The organism is Marinobacter sp. MBR-105, from assembly GCF_053628895.1.
In genome coordinates, this window is the sequence record NZ_JBRJHG010000015.1 from 54,857 (window position 1) to 69,509 (window position 14,653).

General features: G+C 59.0%; 12 protein-coding genes. 6 read left to right on the forward strand and 6 right to left on the reverse strand.

Annotation, left to right across the window (positions count from 1 at the left end):
* Positions 1 to 40: 40 nt before the first annotated feature.
* Positions 41 to 850, reverse strand: a complete 810-nt coding sequence (locus tag ACSSVV_RS16390; RefSeq protein WP_454106577.1) for a PhzF family phenazine biosynthesis protein — start codon at positions 848 to 850, stop codon at positions 41 to 43.
* A complete protein-coding gene (locus ACSSVV_RS16395) occupies positions 847 to 1,152 on the reverse strand; it encodes a hypothetical protein (RefSeq protein WP_454106578.1) in 306 nt (101 codons plus the stop codon). Before ACSSVV_RS16395 ends, ACSSVV_RS16390 begins: the two co-directional genes overlap by 4 nt.
* 206 nt (positions 1,153 to 1,358) lie before the next feature.
* Here ACSSVV_RS16395 and ACSSVV_RS16400 point away from each other — a divergent pair, with 206 nt between their 5' ends.
* Positions 1,359 to 2,774, forward strand: coding sequence for an aminotransferase-like domain-containing protein (locus ACSSVV_RS16400; protein ID WP_023010767.1), 1,416 nt, complete (start codon positions 1,359 to 1,361; stop codon positions 2,772 to 2,774).
* Here the strand turns inward: ACSSVV_RS16400 and ACSSVV_RS16405 are convergent.
* On the reverse strand, positions 2,762 to 3,412 hold the full coding sequence (locus ACSSVV_RS16405; protein ID WP_023010768.1) for a response regulator transcription factor: 651 nt from the start codon (positions 3,410 to 3,412) through the stop codon (positions 2,762 to 2,764). The genes ACSSVV_RS16400 and ACSSVV_RS16405 overlap by 13 nt on opposite strands.
* A complete protein-coding gene (locus ACSSVV_RS16410; RefSeq protein ID WP_023010769.1) occupies positions 3,412 to 4,923 on the reverse strand; it encodes a PAS domain-containing sensor histidine kinase in 1,512 nt (503 codons plus the stop codon). Before ACSSVV_RS16410 ends, ACSSVV_RS16405 begins: the two co-directional genes overlap by 1 nt.
* A gap of 148 nt (positions 4,924 to 5,071) precedes the next feature.
* Between ACSSVV_RS16410 and ACSSVV_RS16415 the strand changes: the two genes are divergently transcribed.
* The 5 genes from ACSSVV_RS16415 (at position 5,072) to ACSSVV_RS16435 (ending at position 11,462) form a co-directional block, all read left to right on the forward strand.
* Positions 5,072 to 6,700, forward strand: a complete 1,629-nt coding sequence (locus tag ACSSVV_RS16415; RefSeq protein WP_014420961.1) for an acyl-CoA synthetase — start codon at positions 5,072 to 5,074, stop codon at positions 6,698 to 6,700.
* 93 nt (positions 6,701 to 6,793) lie between these two features.
* A complete protein-coding gene (locus ACSSVV_RS16420; protein WP_023010770.1) occupies positions 6,794 to 8,170 on the forward strand; it encodes a solute carrier family 23 protein in 1,377 nt (458 codons plus the stop codon).
* A 241-nt stretch (positions 8,171 to 8,411) separates the two neighbouring features.
* Positions 8,412 to 9,230, forward strand: a complete 819-nt coding sequence (locus ACSSVV_RS16425) for a metal-dependent hydrolase (protein ID WP_023010771.1) — start codon at positions 8,412 to 8,414, stop codon at positions 9,228 to 9,230.
* A gap of 117 nt (positions 9,231 to 9,347) precedes the next feature.
* Positions 9,348 to 10,298, forward strand: coding sequence for a DegV family protein (locus tag ACSSVV_RS16430; RefSeq protein ID WP_023010772.1), 951 nt, complete (start codon positions 9,348 to 9,350; stop codon positions 10,296 to 10,298).
* A 129-nt stretch (positions 10,299 to 10,427) separates the two neighbouring features.
* Positions 10,428 to 11,462: a hypothetical protein gene (locus ACSSVV_RS16435; RefSeq protein WP_454106579.1), complete on the forward strand. Its 1,035-nt coding sequence runs from the start codon at positions 10,428 to 10,430 to the stop codon at positions 11,460 to 11,462.
* Between the two features lie 74 nt (positions 11,463 to 11,536).
* Here ACSSVV_RS16435 and fdxA read toward each other — a convergent pair whose 3' ends face one another.
* Together fdxA and mutS are read right to left on the reverse strand one after the other, a co-directional pair.
* Positions 11,537 to 11,860, reverse strand: coding sequence for a ferredoxin FdxA (gene fdxA, locus ACSSVV_RS16440; protein ID WP_023009330.1), 324 nt, complete (start codon positions 11,858 to 11,860; stop codon positions 11,537 to 11,539).
* Between the two features lie 163 nt (positions 11,861 to 12,023).
* A complete protein-coding gene (gene mutS, locus ACSSVV_RS16445) occupies positions 12,024 to 14,648 on the reverse strand; it encodes a DNA mismatch repair protein MutS (protein WP_454106580.1) in 2,625 nt (874 codons plus the stop codon).
* Positions 14,649 to 14,653 lie beyond the last annotated feature (5 nt).

Sequence of the window (14,653 nt, forward strand, 5' to 3'; positions counted from 1 at the left end):
TGCCCGCCGTTGGTGAGAAACGCCGGGCAGTATACCAGCCTCATGGCAGCTGAACGGAACCCTCCATGTAGAAGGCTGCCTGGCCAGAGATGGCCACCCGCTCGCCCCGGAGCTCGCAGCGCAGTTCGCCGCCGCGGGCAGAAACCTGGCGGGCCCTGAGTCCGGTTTTACCGAGCTTCTCAGCCCAGTAAGGCACCAACACACTGTGGATGGAGCCGGTCACAGGGTCTTCGTCGATACCGGCACCGGGAGCAAAATAGCGGCTGACAAAATCGCAGTCCGTTCCCGGGGCGGTCACAATCAGGCCCTGGTTGCCCAGTTCGGCCAGCTTGCGGTTATCGGGGCTGGCGCTTCGCACCTCGTCTTCGGAACCCAGCACCACCATGTAATTGGTGTCGTTGGGCACGTAGAAAGACTCGGCCGGCGCCCCGGGCAAGGCCTCCAGAATCAGCGCCGGTGTTGGCCTGTGCTCGAAGGGCAGGTTCGGGAAATCCAGCTCCAGCCAGCCTTCTGCCCGGCGGGTAACGGCCAACGGGCCACTTTTGGAGTGAAAATGCACGGTGTCTGCCGACCAGTTCAGGCGGTTGAACACCACCCATGCCGAAGCCAGCGTGGCATGGCCACACAGCGGTACTTCCACCGTGGGGGTGAACCAGCGAATATGAAAATCCGCCGGGTCGGACTCTGACAGCGGCACCAGAAATGCGGTCTCGGACAAGTTGTTCTCGAGCGCTATTGCCTGCATCCGGTCGTCTGGCAGCCATTGATCCAGCGGCATAACGGCCGCCGGATTACCGCCGAACAGGGTATTGGTAAAGGCATCGACCTGATAAATCGGTGTGGTGTTCATAGGCTCTCCCTGTTGGGGGTGGTCAGATAATGTCTGGCCCGCGAACGGGCAAAGCGCTGCAATTCCTGCTCACTGTAGCAGTGGACTTCCGGCAGCGGGCGGTTGCCGGTGAGAATCCAGTGGTTGTGGCCGGCCGGGACTACCCGGATGCCCTCCCGGGCCAGGCCTTGTATGGTTTTGAGGTGAAGACCGCTGCCCGTGGTAGCGTCAGCACCGGCAAGGCTGAACAGATCCTTCTGACTGGCTCTGGATCTTTCCGGTTGCTGATCAAAACGCTCATGGGTTTTCTGTACCTGTGCCATGGTGAAACTCCTTCTTCAGTGGATGGCTCTATTGTTCGCTTATCCGTGTTGCCATAACAGATTCAGTTAACCAGGCATTGAATCGGTACAGATGGCCTATAATCTGAACTGTGCTGGCCGAAAAGTAGCCAATCTGTACTGCCTGAATTGGCGCCGGATCTGCTGCAATAGATTTTGACTGGCCCACTGCAATCAGGGAGAAGACCATGGGTGTGCTTTATAACCAGGTAGCAGATCAGCTGCAGGGGCTGATCCGGGATGGCGTTTACCGGGAGGGAGAGCGGTTGCCCGGGGTTCGGGTGCTCAGTCGCCAGTTCGGAGTCAGCATTTCCACGGTGCTTCAGGCCCACCAGACGCTGGAAGCCCGTGGCTATCTGCAGGCCAGGGAGCGCAGCGGCTATTTCGTAAGGCTGCCTGCCAGAGACGTGCCGGAGCCCAGGATGTCAGAACAACGCAGCCAGCCGCTGCCGGTGTCTGCCCGGGAAATGACGCTGGATCTGTGCGCGGACGAGCAGAAGCGCATGGTGCCGTTGGCAACCGCCATACCACACCCGGATTACCTGCCGTTGCGGCAGATCCAGCAGAGCACCCTGTGGGCTGCCAGGCGGGGCCTGGAAACCCTGGATTATGCCTTCCCCGGCAAGGAATCCTTCCGCCGGCAGATTGCCCAGCGCATGGCCACCCTCGGCGTGCCGATCTCGCCAGACGATGTGCTCGCCACCAACGGTGCCCAGGAAGCCATCATTCTGGCCCTGCGGGCTGTGACCCAGCCCGGTGACATTGTGGCGGTGGAATCGCCTTCCTTTCCGGGAATCCTGCAGGCGCTGGAGGTGGTGGGGCTCCGGGTAATTGAGATTCCAACCCATCCGTCTGATGGCATCAGTCTGGAGGGCCTGCAGCTGGCCCTGGAACAGTGGCCGCTGAAAGCCTGTGTGGTGGTGCCGAATCACAGTAATCCCATGGGTGCCCGGATGACGGACGAGCGCAAGCAGCAGCTGGTGGCCATGATGGCGGCTGCCAATGTGCCGTTGATTGAAGACGATATCTATGGCGACCTTTACCACACCGGTGAACGACCGCGGCCTGCCAAGGCCTTTGATCGCGCAGACAACGTGATCTACTGTAGCTCCTTTTCCAAAACCATTTCACCGGGCCTGAGACTGGGCTGGATGATTCCCGGCCGGCACATGGCCAGTGCCCGCCAGCACAAATATTTTGTGAATCTGGCAACCTCGTCCATACCACAGCTGGCGGTGGCGCATTTTCTGGAGCAGGGCGGTTACGACCGATATTTGCGCGGTGCCCGGCAACACTTCCGGGAGGCAACCGAGCGGCTGCGATCGTCCGTGGCCCGGTCGTTCCCGGAGGGTACGGCGGTCAGCCGACCCCAGGGTGGGTTTGTGCTCTGGGTGCAGCTGCCGGATGGCGTATCGGGTACCGAAGTGTATCGGCGAGCCCGGGCCGAAAACATCAACGTGGCGCCGGGGCTGATGTTCTCAACCACCAACAAGTTCGAGAACTGCCTGAGGCTGAACGGCGGCAATCCCTGGACGGATCGGCTGGAGACCGCGGTGATACGACTTGGCTCCCTGGCCCACGAAGTCCAGCGTCAGTCCGGCTGAGCGGGCTGCCTGAGTTCGAGCGGGTTCAACAGACCCGCGGCAATGGCCAGGCCGGTCACGTCTGGCAGGCGCTCTGCACCAAGGCGCTTCATTACCCGGGCCCGGTACAGGTCGATGGTCTTGACGCTGACATCCAGTTGCTCGGCAATTTCCTTGCTGGTGTAACCCTGGGCCAGGGGCAGGAATACATCCTTCTCCCGGCGGGTCATACTGGCAATCAATGCTTCGGTACCGGCAGCAGGCGTTGCGTTTGGTGCGGGATCGTCGGCGTCCTGAAGGGCCTGTTGCACACTGTCCAGCAACAATTGTTCGTTGAATGGTTTTTCGATGAAGTCAAAAGCCCCGGACTTGAAGGCCCGTACCACAATGGGCACGTCGGCGTGGCCGGAAACAAAGATGATCGGCACGTCCAGGCCTCGTTTCTGCAACTCTTCCTGTACGTTCAATCCTCCCAGCCCCGGCATACGGATATCCAGAACCACGCAGCCAGGCCGCTGGTCCTCCACCGCATCCAGAAACTGGCGGCCATCGCTGTAGGCTTTCACTTTCAGTCCCACTGACTCCAGTAGCCACTGGGTGGATTCAAGCATGCCGGCGTCGTCGTCGACCACGTAGACCGTGTTGTGCGTGTCTGGCATCAGGGTTTTTCTCCTGGCGGATGTGCGAAATCTGCGGTGCGATTTGGGGCGAGCCGGTGATGGTTGGGCGGGAACCGGCAGATCAATGACAGCCCGCCGGTTTCGGCGGGTATGGCGTCGAGAAAGCCGCCAAAACCTTCGATAATGGAACGGCTCATGGAAAGCCCGAGCCCCAGGCCTTTGGGTTTGCTGGTGAAAAACGGCTGGAACATCTGGCGTATGCCTTCGTCATCCAGGCCCGTACCCTCGTCGGTGACCTGGATCAGGGTTTCGCGCTGATCGTTGATGCAGGTGGTCACCACGATATGGGACAGCCGGCCGGTTTCGCCGCGGGCTTCGACATTGGCTTCTATGCCGTTACGAATCAGGTTGATCAACACCTGCTCCAGCAGAACCGGGTCTGCGGTAATCACGGGAGAATCGGCGGCCAGATACTCCTGCAACCGTACCCCGTTTTTTTCCGCTTCCCACTGGCACAGCTTTACCACGTCGCTGATGACGGCGTTGAGCGAGACCGGTGCCATGCGCTTCTGGCCCTTGCGCAGGAAAGCTCGCAGCCGTTTGATGACCTCCGAGGCCCGGTTGGCGTGATGCACGATCTTCTGCAGACCGTCGTCCACTTTCAGGAGACGGTCCGGATGCTTGTCGGCTTCCTTGAGAAAACGCTGACTGGCGCTGGCGAAATTGACGATTGAGGCCAGCGGCTGGTTCATCTCATGGGCAATGCTCGAGGCGAGCTCGCCCAGGGTGGCCAGGCGAGCGGTGTGGGCCAGTTCGTCTGCCAGACGGCGGTTCTGCTCTTCCGATTCTACCCGGGCCGTAATATCGCGGGAGACGCTGATCACTTCGACTACGGCACCGGTGTACGTCTCGCGAATGGCCCGGCTGGCAATCTCGAACCAGCGGCGGCTGCCATCCCGGTGATGGAGTTCAAGGGTGAGAGTGGCGTAGCCGTCTTCCCGCAGCCGGTGGCGGGTCTGTGCCAGCTCCTCGGCCAGATTCTCCCCCTGGAAGACGTCTTCCAGGGCCTTGCCGCGCAGCTCTTCGGGCCAGTATCCCAGTAGCCGCCAGGAGGCAGGCGTGGCGTCGATAAAACGGCCATCCGGGGCATGGCGAGAGATCAGGTCGGTGGTGTTTTCGGTGATCAGGCGGTAAAGCCGGTTGGAGCGCACCGCCCGCTCCTGATCCAGAATGTCGTTGGTGGCATCGCGCCCGCGCACCAGAACCTGCGTGCCCTCCTGCAAGGGAATAAAGCTCCACAGGACGATTCGGTCACTGAACCGTGACTCCACCTCTTCAATGGCCCGGCCCTGGCTGATGGCCGCCTGCACCAGCGCCGGAGTGTTTACCGGCAACAAAGTATCCGGTGAAGGTGCTTTACTGATAGTGAGCAACTCACGGGTGGCCCGGTTACAGTCGGATACCGTTGCGTCGGCCGCCAGAATCAGCGTGGGTTGCGGGTCGCTGTCCAGCAGGAGACTGATTTGTCGAGGATTGTTGGGATTTGTCATATATTATAGAAGTATTCCCATAATACCATGGTAGAGTTTCTAGTAATTTTGCTGTGGTCTACCATTTTCGGCAATGCTGAGTATAGCTGCTTTAGCGATTCTTCTGAATACGCCATAAGAACAACATTCGAGTTAGAGGACCACGCCAATGACGTCGATTTTTGACCAGGGCCTAGAGCCCCGGGACGCGAACTACGCTGTTCAATCCCCCATAGATTTTATCGAGCGCACGGCCAGTGTGTATCCGGATTACCCGGCCATCATTCACGGTGCTATTCGCCGCACCTGGGCTGAAACCTACGACCGTTGTCTGCGCCTGGCATCTGCCCTGAAGGGCCGTGGAATCGGCCGGGGCGATACCGTTGCCGTGATGCTGCCGAACATTCCGGCCATGGTGGAGTGCCATTTTGGCATCCCTATGATCGGTGCCGTGCTCAATACCCTGAACGTTCGCCTGGATGCCGAAGCCATCGCCTTCATGCTGGAGCATGGCGAGGCCAAGGTGGTCATTGCCGACCGTGAGTTCGGTCAGGTGATCAAGGATGCGGTGCGCCATCTGGAGCATAAGCCGCTGGTGATTGACGTGGACGACCCGGAGTATGGTGAGGGCGTTCAGGTCAGCGATCTGGATTACGAGGCCTTCCTGCAGGAAGGTGACCCACAGTTCCAGTGGAGCTTCCCGGATAATGAGTGGGATGCTATTTCCCTGAACTACACCTCCGGCACCACCGGTAACCCCAAGGGTGTTGTGTATCACCACCGCGGTGCCTATATCAACGCGCTGGGCAACCAGACGGTGTGGTCCATGGACATGCACCCGGTCTACCTGTGGACCCTGCCGATGTTCCACTGCAATGGCTGGTGTTTCCCCTGGACCATCACCGCCATGGCCGGCACCCACGTGTGCCTGCGCCGGGTAGACCCGGAGAAAATCCTGCAGTTAATTCGTGATCATCAGGTTACCCACATGTGTGGTGCTCCGATTGTTCTGAACGCCCTGTTGAATGCTTCACCGGAAGCCAAGGCGGGCATCGACCACGAAGTGAAATCCATGACCGCCGGCGCGGCGCCCCCCGCCCAGGTGATTGGTTCCATTGAAGAGATGGGCATCAAGGTCACTCACGTGTATGGCCTGACCGAAGTCTATGGCCCGGTCACCGTGTGTGCCTGGAAATCCGAATGGGACGAGCTGCCCCTGCATGATCGCGCCAAAATCAAGGCCCGCCAGGGTGTTCGTTATCACACGCTGGGCGGCACCATGGTGGCGGACCCCAACACCATGCAGCCGGTCCCCAAAGACGGTAAAACCATCGGTGAGATCTTCCTGCGCGGTAACACGGTGATGAAGGGTTACCTGAAAAACCCGACCGCCACGGAAGAGGCGTTCCGTGGTGGCTGGTTCCACACTGGCGACCTGGCGGTGTGGCACGAAGACGGCTACATGGAAATCAAGGATCGCCTGAAGGACATCATCATCTCCGGTGGCGAGAATATCTCCACCATCGAGGTGGAAGATACCCTCTATCGCCATCCGGCTGTACTGGAAGCGGCGGTGGTTGCCCGGCCTGATGAGAAGTGGGGCGAAACTCCCTGTGCCTTCATCACCCTGAAGCCGGAAGCCGGGGATGTGTCTGAAGACGACATCATCAACTTCTGCCGCGAGCACCTGGCCCGGTTCAAGGTGCCCAAGACCGTGGTCTTCACGGAGCTGCCGAAAACCTCAACCGGCAAGATCCAGAAGTTCGTACTGAGGGACCAGGCCAAAGACCTGAACTGAATCCCATGACGGCTGCGCCTGCCGGCGCAGCCACACCTCTCCACAAAAACAACACTGGCTGGCGCCTGAAACACGGTGTCTGGAGGTTTCTTTATGCAAATGTTCCACAGAAAAAATGGTGAAGAGCAGCCGTACTGGCCTGCTGGTCCCTTCAAAGTTCGTCTTCCGTTTGTGCATTACCGCTGGGAATTCGCGGAGATGGTGCAGGCGCTGATCATGTTCGTGGTCAGTCTGGCCATGATCCCTCTGCTGGAAAAATATCTCGGTGTTCCCTACGACGTGGCCCTGGCTTACGTGGTGATCTGCGGTATCGGCTTTATGCTGCCTGCCTTGCTGGGTGTGCCTCTGGTGCCCGGCTGGATTACCCCGGGTATTCCGGTGGTGCTGCTGTTCCTTTCCGATTATGAACCCGGTCCTGAGGCCATCCAGGCGCTGTTTGCATTGCAGTTCCTGGTGTTCCTGATCTTCCTGATTCTGGGTGTTACCCGGCTCGGCAGTAAACTGGTCAACTGGATTCCGCGCTCCATGAAGGGCGGTATCATTATCGGTGCCGGTATTGCAGCGCTGATGGGTGAAATCGAGGCTGGCGGCCGCCTGGCCAATACGCCGATCTCCCTGATCGTAGGCGGCCTGGTGTGTCTGTACCTGATGTTCTCGGTCTCGTTCAAAGGTTTCGTCGACAAGAACGTGATCGCCCGCAAGATTGCCAACTACGGCATGGTGCCGGGTATGGTGGTGGCCATTCTGGTGGGCTTTGCCACTGGCGAATACGCGGTGCCCAACGTGGAATGGGGCATCACCAAGCCGGCGTTTGACCAGCTGTGGAATTACCTGCCGTTTAGCGTCGGCTTCCCGGATCTGAATGTGTTCCTGTACGCCATCCCGACTGCAGTCATTGCCTATGTCATTGCCTTCGGTGACATCGTGGTGGGTCAGTCCCTGATGAATCGTGTTGACCATCTGCGCAAAGACGAAGACATCGACAACAGCGTGGACCGTGTCCATCTGGTCACAGCGATCCGTAACGGCGGCCACGCGTTCTTCGCGCCATACCCTGGCCTGGCTGGCCCGATCTGGACGGCGGTGACCGCCACCATGGCCGAGCGCTACAAGTATGGCCGTAATGCCATGGATTCCATCTACAGCGGTGGTGGCACCTTCTGGATTACCGGCTTTATCGCACTGTTTGTGCTGCCGCTGGTGAGCTTCTTTCAACCGGTACTGCCGATTGCCCTGTCGCTGACACTGCTGCTGACCGGCTACATCTGTCTGATGGTGGGCCTGGAGCAGCTGGAGAACAACACCGAGCGTGGTATTGCTGGCACGATGGGCGTAGTACTCGCGGTTTACGGCGCGGGCTGGGGCCTGGCCACTGGTGCGGTGTTGTACTTCCTGATCGAGCGCACCCACATTCTCGGCTTTACCCCAGATCCGGAAGCACCGGGTGTGGAGCCGGTCAAAGAGCACTGAACCTGATGCCGCCGTGTTCGGCGGCGGCATCTACCCACTGTGTGTCCTTGGGAGGCCTGAGCGCCTCCCTTTTTTGTTTCTGTTCGGGTTTCTGACAAGTTGTCATATTGTGACAAAGCGTCTTTTTTTCTTGAGGTATGCCTTCCGGTTTGCAGTTACGTGGGGGTAAACTGATTCCGTTGATTAAAAATTATCCGCAGTCAAACTCCCGATAACAACAAACAGACCACAGGAGGCTGCCATGACGATCAGCTCCACCCCCGATGGTGTCACGGTCAAACCCCGGCACCTGCGGTTCGATGTTCGTACCGAACTGAGAACGCTCTGGCATGGTAACGATGCCTTTCGAACGGCCTTTTTCAATGCCTTGTCCTTGCAGTTTCCGGATGGCGAGCAGCAGTTTATCAATGCGGTTCGACTCTACCGGGATCAGATTACAGATCCCAAATTGAAAGAAGAGATCAAGGGCTTTATCGGCCAGGAGGCATTGCACAGCCGCGAGCACAAGGAATACAACGAAGCCCTGAAAGCCCGGGGCTACGATATTGATGCCCTGGACCAACGATTCCGCAAACATATGGAGTGGGTCGGGCGCCTGCCGCCGAGTCGTCAGCTGGCCGGAACCTGTGGTGCGGAGCATTACACGGCGGTTCTGGCCAACGCCATTCTCAGTCACCCGGAGTGGATGGAAGGGGCGACTCCAACCATGAGGAGGCTGTGGCGCTGGCATGCCATTGAGGAAACTGAACACAAGTCGGTGGCCTTCGATGTTTACCGGGCCTGTGTTGGCAACGACAAGCTTCGCCGGATCGTGTTCCTGTTCGTAACCTGGAATTTCTTCCGCTACACCTTCCTCAATACCTGCAGTCTACTGAAAACCGACGGCAAGCTCTGGAGCCTGCGAACCTGGCTGGGTGGTCTCAATTTCCTGTGGGGCAAGCCGGGGGTTCTGCGCAAGTGCCTGCCGGACTTTCTGGCCTATTTTCGGCGGGATTTCCACCCGTGGCAGCAGGACAATCGCGGTTTGCTGGAAGCCAATCTGAGGGAACTGGAAGCCTGAGCCGGTTGCCGGGTTGCTGAAATTTTCATCAGCCTGTGTAACACTGAGGCGCTGCAAAATAATCATAAAAAAGGGCGCACTCGCCAGAGGACGCGCCCGAACCCGGAGACATTCAGCATGCGAGTTGGTCTGATCGTTGATAGCGCCTGTGATCTACCCTACGAATTCGCCCGCAAACACGACCTGTTTGTGCTGCCCGTTACAGCCATTATTGATGGCCAGACCTACATCGATAACCACGATCCTGTCCGCACCCAGGAGTTTTACCAGAGCGGCATGCTCGATAAAGGGCACGAAGCCGAGACGGAAGCGTTCAGCGCCGAGCAGATTCACGATCTGTTCATGGAAAAGATCGTCACCGAATTTGATGTGGCTATCTGCGAAACCGTCACCCGCAGCCGGAGCCTGATTTACCAGAATGCTTCCGAGGCCATGAACTCGGTGATGGCGCATTATGAAGAAGCGCGCAAAGCCGCAGGCCGGGATGGCAAGTTTTCCATGCGGGTGATCGACAGCAAACAGATCTTTGCCGGCCAGGGGCTGCTGGCGGCTCACACGCTGAAGCTGATTGGCCAGAAAGTTTCGAAGAATGCGCTTCGCCATGAAGTGGAAACCTTCACTGACAAAATCTACACCTGCGTTATTCCCCGGGATCTGCATTACATCCGTGAACGAGCCCGGCGCCGCGGTGACAAAAGCGTGTCTGCGGTGGCGGCCTTCCTGGGTAAGGCGCTGAACATCATCCCGGTGATTTTCGGGCAGGGCGTGGAAGGCAAACCTGTTGCCAAGACCCGTAACTTCGACATGGCCGTAGAGAAGGTTATGAATTACGCAGTCGCCCGGGTAGAAGCGGGTTTGCTGACGCCGTATGTCAGCCTTTCCTGTGGCCTGAGCTGGACCGAAATCGAGGATCTGCCGGGCCTGAATCGGCTTCGCGATGCCTGCGAGCAGAACGGCGTTGAGCTGTTGTTGTCACAGATGGGTATTACCAGTGCCATTTATGTGGGGCCGGGCAGTATTTGTCTGGCGCTGGCGGCGGAGCCTCACGAGTTCAGCGATTTTCAGTAAACCCTCCGGGACGGTTTCCGGACTGGCCCTGCATCATGTCGGAAACTGTAGTTCGGGCAAACCCGCCATGCCCCGGAACGTGTTAGCCTCTTTGCCTGACAAGAAAACCTGGCAAAGGAAAACAGGCTTATGACCGAGACCACTTCAACCCTGGCGGACCAATTACTCGAAGCCCACGTTCGGCACGAGCTGAATGCCCTGAAAGGCGCCAAACTGAAAAAGTTTCTGCATCAGGAAGTGGATGAGCTGCTGGAGTATGCCAACAGCATTACCCTGGAACGCGCTGTCAGTGCCGAGCAGATTATGGGCCTGATCCGGCGGGTGGTGGTGAGCATGGAGCTGGATGCCGGCATTCCCGAACTGGCGGCGGATCTGGCAACCGAAGTGTTGAATGCTCCGGTTCAGAGCCAGACCCGGTTGGGCGATATTCTGTCCCGTGAGCAGGCCAGTGCGTTTGTTGAGGAAGCTCTGGAGTTGCGCCACCAGCGGGAGCGGGTGATCAGCGAGATTATGGCTCACCCGGTTTATCAGGAGCTGGTCTCGAATGTGGTTTATCACGGCCTGGTGAACTATCTGTACGAAGATAATCTGATTACCCGCTCAGTACCCGGAGTGGGCTCGATGATGAAATTCGGCAAGAAAATGGCCAATAAGGCGGTACCGGGGCTGGATGAAACCTTTGAACGCCGGATCAAGGCCTGGCTCTCCGACAGCCTGCCGAGCCTGATTGCCCGGAGTGAGCAGTTCCTTCACAAGGCACTGAGCGACGATGAATTGCGTGACACGGTGATGGCGGCCTGGGTGTCTCTCGAAGACAGCACCATCGAGGATCTGCAGGACGGACTGGGCGATGTTCAGCTACAGGAGTTTGTGGTGCTGGGCTATGACTTCTGGCTGCATTTCCGCCAGACCCCGTATTTTGAGGGCTGTGTCCAGGCAGTGGTGGAAGGCTTGTATGCCCGCTATGGTAACCAACCGGTGATGAACCTGCTGGCGGATATCGGCGTCACGCGGGAGGTGATTGTCACAGAACTTGAAGCGGTGGGCTTGCCGCTGGTGGATCTGCTCAGGCAGGAGGGCTATCTGGAAGCGCTGTTGCGGCGACGGCTAGAACCGTTCTATCGCTCGGCGGCGACGAAAAAGCTGCTGGCGGCCACTGACTGAAAGACGGCAGGGCCGATAACGCAAAAGGCCGGAAGTGATCCCTCCGGCCTTTTTTGTATTTGTGCGGCCTGGCCTCAACGCTCCAGGTACTGGAGTTTGTCGGGCTTGCCGTCCCACTCTTCGGCGTCTGGCAGCGGGTCTTTCTTTTCAGTGATGTTGGGCCACTTGCCGGCCAGGTCTGCGTTAATTTCCACAAAGGCTTCCTGGCCTGCCGGCAGCTCGTCTTCCGAGAAGATGGCCTCGGCCGGGCACTCTGGCTCACACAGGGCGCAGTCAATGCACTCGTCCGGGTCGATCACCAGAAAGTTGGGGCCTTCGTAGAAGCAGTCCACGGGGCAGACTTCCACGCAGTCGGTGTATTTACACTTGATGCAGTTATCAGTAACGATAAACGCCATAGTCAGATCCCTGGTTCGTAGAAGATTCAGTCTCATCAGGAGCCTGTCAGTTACCCGGCCCCGTTTATAATTTGGAGCGATATTGTAGGGAGCCCCCCACACTGCCGCAAGCGTTGGCCTGCTATATCGTTATTACCCAGATCAAGTTTGGCGCAGAATGCTGTTATTTTTCCAGTAACCCCTTGAGTTCATAGAGCTGGTTCAGGGCGTCTCTCGGGGTGATGCCGTCCAGATCGAGCTTTTCCAGGGCCTGTTCCACCACGCTCGGCTCGGCCATGGCAAACATGTCGCCCTGGTACACCGCGTCGACACTGGCGGCCTTTGTCGCAGATGGTGCAGCCGGTTTCGGCTCGTTAACGCTCACGGGTGCCGGCGACGGGTTGCTGCCTGCTTCCAGGCCTTCCAGATGCGCCAGCTGGGTCTTGGCGTTGCGGATCACATCCTGGGGTACACCGGCCAGTTTTGCCACCTGCAGCCCGTAACTCTGGCTTGCCGGACCATCGTGCACATTGTGCAGAAACACGATGGAATCGTCGTGCTCGGTGGCGGTCAGATGCACATTAACCGCATGTTCCAGGTCATCGGCCAGCTGGGTCAGCTCGAAGTAGTGGGTGGCGAACAGGGTATAACACCGGATGTTCTTCGCCAGGTGCTCGGCCGTGGCCCAGGCCAGCGACAGGCCATCGAAGGTACTGGTGCCCCGGCCCACTTCATCCATCAACACCAGGCTGTGTTCGGTGGCATTGTGCAGGATATTGGCGGTTTCGGTCATTTCCACCATGAAGGTGGAGCGGCCACCGGCAATGTCATCCGAGGAGCCCATGCGGGTGAAGATCCGGTCCACCGGGCCAAGCACGGCGCGGTTGGCGGGCACGAAACTGCCGGTGTAGGCCAGCAGGGCAATCAGGGCGGCCTGGCGCATGTAGGTGGACTTACCGCCCATGTTCGGGCCGGTGATCACCAGCATGCGGCGTTTGGTATCCATCAACAGGTTGTTGGGCACAAACGGCTCGTCCAGCAGCTGCTCCACCACCGGGTGCCGGCCTTCCTCCACATCAAAACCTGGCTGGTCGGTAAATTCCGGCGCGGTGAAGCGCAGGGAGGTGGCGCGTTCGGCGAAGTTGCTCAGTACGTCGAGTTCGGCCAGGGCCTGGGCGGCGTCCTGCAGCGGGGCGAGTTGTTCGGCCACGGTTTCCAGTACGTCGTCGTACAGGCCTTTTTCCCGGGCCAGGGCCCGACTCTTGGCGCTCAGGGCCTTGTCTTCAAACTCTTTCAGTTCGGGCGTGATGAAGCGTTCGGCGTTTTTCAGGGTCTGGCGGCGGATATAGTCCACCGGCGCCTGCTCAGACTGGGCCCGGCTGATCTCGATATAGTAACCGTGCACCCGGTTGTAACCTACTTTCAGGGTGGAAATGCCGGTGCGTTCACGTTCCCGGGTTTCCACATCCAGCAGATACTGGCCGGCGTTTTCGCTGATGTTGCGGAGTTCGTCCAACTCTTCGTCGAAGCCTTCGGCAATCACACCGCCGTCACGAATCACCACCGGCGGGTTGTCGATGATGGCGCGTTCCAGCAGGTCTGCCAGTTCCGGGTATTCACCGATCACGGTCGCCAGCTTCACAATATGGTGTGAGTTGACCGGTTTCAGTGCCTCCTGCAGTTCCGGCAGGGCATGAAATGCGTCTCGCAGGCGCGCAAGGTCTCTCGGCCGGGCGGAACGCAGGGCAACCCGGGCCAGAATCCGTTCGATATCACCCACCCGTTTCAGCAGATCGTGCACCGGCTCATAGTGGAAGCCGTCCAGCAGCGCAGATACCGCCTGTTGGCGCTGGCGCACACGCTCGACATCCCGAAGCGGGCGATTCAGCCAGCGCCGAAGTTCCCGGGCTCCCATGGCGGTGGCGGTGCGGTCCATCACCCAGGCCAGGGTATGTTGTTGGCCACCCATCAGGTTGGTGTCGATTTCCAGATTGCGGCGGCTGGCGGCATCCAGTATCACCGCATCTTCCCGGCGCTCGCGGGTCAGTTTGCGGATATGGGGCAGCGCCGTGCGCTGGGTCTCCTTGGCGTATTGCAACAGGCAGCCGGCGGCGCACACTGCCAGGGTCAGGTCTTCGCAGCCAAAGCCGGTGAGGTCACGTACCTGCAACTGTTGGGTAATCACCCGGAGGGCGGTGTCCGATTCAAACAGCCAGGGGCCCTGGCGGCGTACGCCGGTGAAACCCTCAAGGATGTCGGTATAGGGAAAATCCTCGCTGATCAGGATTTCAGCGGGTCGCAGGCGCTGAAGTTCACCCTGCAGGGCTTCCAGGCTCTCCAGTTCCGACACTGCGAACCGGCCACTGGAAATATCCAGTGAGGCAAAGCCGAACTGCTCTTTGTGATGGTAGATGGCTGCCAGGAGGTTATCGCGGCGGTCTTCCAGAAAGGCCTCGTCACTCAGTGTACCGGGCGTGACAATGCGCACCACCTTGCGTTCCACCGGGCCCTTGCTGGTGGCAGGATCACCAATCTGCTCGCAGATAGCGATGGATTGGCCGGCACGAACCATGCGGGCAATGTAGCCCTCGGCCGAATGGAAGGGTACCCCTGCCATGGGAATCGGATTACCTCCGGACTGGCCCCGGGCGGTCAGGGTAATGTCCAGCAACTCTGCGGCTTTTTTAGCGTCGTCGTAAAACAGCTCGTAGAAGTCCCCCATGCGGTAGAACACCATCTCGTTCGGGTGTTCTCCCTTGATTTTCAGGTACTGCTGCATCATCGGGGTGTGCTTGGACAGGTCCGTCATAGTTC

What these genes read in the sequence shown, in the direction of transcription:
- ACSSVV_RS16390 (WP_454106577.1), bottom strand. Translation starts at nt 850, where the DNA reads ATGAACACCACACCGATTTATCAGGTCGATGCCTTTACCAATACCCTG.
- ACSSVV_RS16395 (WP_454106578.1), bottom strand. Translation starts at nt 1,152, where the DNA reads ATGGCACAGGTACAGAAAACCCATGAGCGTTTTGATCAGCAACCGGAA.
- ACSSVV_RS16400 (WP_023010767.1), top strand. Translation starts at nt 1,359, where the DNA reads ATGGGTGTGCTTTATAACCAGGTAGCAGATCAGCTGCAGGGGCTGATC.
- ACSSVV_RS16405 (WP_023010768.1), bottom strand. Translation starts at nt 3,412, where the DNA reads ATGCCAGACACGCACAACACGGTCTACGTGGTCGACGACGACGCCGGC.
- ACSSVV_RS16410 (WP_023010769.1), bottom strand. Translation starts at nt 4,923, where the DNA reads ATGACAAATCCCAACAATCCTCGACAAATCAGTCTCCTGCTGGACAGC.
- ACSSVV_RS16415 (WP_014420961.1), top strand. Translation starts at nt 5,072, where the DNA reads ATGACGTCGATTTTTGACCAGGGCCTAGAGCCCCGGGACGCGAACTAC.
- ACSSVV_RS16420 (WP_023010770.1), top strand. Translation starts at nt 6,794, where the DNA reads ATGCAAATGTTCCACAGAAAAAATGGTGAAGAGCAGCCGTACTGGCCT.
- ACSSVV_RS16425 (WP_023010771.1), top strand. Translation starts at nt 8,412, where the DNA reads ATGACGATCAGCTCCACCCCCGATGGTGTCACGGTCAAACCCCGGCAC.
- ACSSVV_RS16430 (WP_023010772.1), top strand. Translation starts at nt 9,348, where the DNA reads ATGCGAGTTGGTCTGATCGTTGATAGCGCCTGTGATCTACCCTACGAA.
- ACSSVV_RS16435 (WP_454106579.1), top strand. Translation starts at nt 10,428, where the DNA reads ATGACCGAGACCACTTCAACCCTGGCGGACCAATTACTCGAAGCCCAC.
- fdxA (WP_023009330.1), bottom strand. Translation starts at nt 11,860, where the DNA reads ATGGCGTTTATCGTTACTGATAACTGCATCAAGTGTAAATACACCGAC.
- mutS (WP_454106580.1), bottom strand. Translation starts at nt 14,648, where the DNA reads ATGACGGACCTGTCCAAGCACACCCCGATGATGCAGCAGTACCTGAAA.